This is a genomic window from Cupriavidus sp. SIMBA_020 (assembly GCF_046535395.1).
Lineage (GTDB): Bacteria > Pseudomonadota > Gammaproteobacteria > Burkholderiales > Burkholderiaceae > Cupriavidus > Cupriavidus campinensis.
In genome coordinates this window covers 1-300 of record NZ_JAWRWU010000315.1, presented here as the reverse complement: position 1 = coordinate 300, position 300 = coordinate 1, and the positions used below count along the sequence as shown (strand labels likewise).

At 62.0% G+C, this 300-nt stretch carries 1 protein-coding gene; it reads right to left on the bottom strand.

The annotated features are described in order from the left end of the window. On the bottom strand, positions 1–185 hold a 185-nt coding region (locus tag SB751_RS29370; protein WP_410748948.1), incomplete at its 3' end, for a phosphoadenosine phosphosulfate reductase family protein. Positions 186–300 lie beyond the last annotated feature (115 nt).

The following is a 300-nucleotide window of genomic DNA, read 5'->3' as shown; positions in this document are numbered from 1 at the left end:
GTGATCCCAAGCGCGCGCGGCAGGTAATCCAGCGCGTATTCATACGTTTCCTCGTGCTCGTTTCCCGTGTCAGCAAACACGGCCCGCACGTTTTCCGCTCCATGCTGTTCGAGCGCAACGAGCAACGTTGCCGTGCTGTCTTTCCCGCCCGACAGCGACACGACACGCAGTGTCTTTCGTTCCATGTCAGCCGCCGCCATTCACGTCTGATGCGTCGACCGAAGCGGCCACGCCGGTTCCGTGCCTTCGTCCGGATGCGTGCCGCACCAAGCGAGCACACCCACGATCGTGATCAGCCAA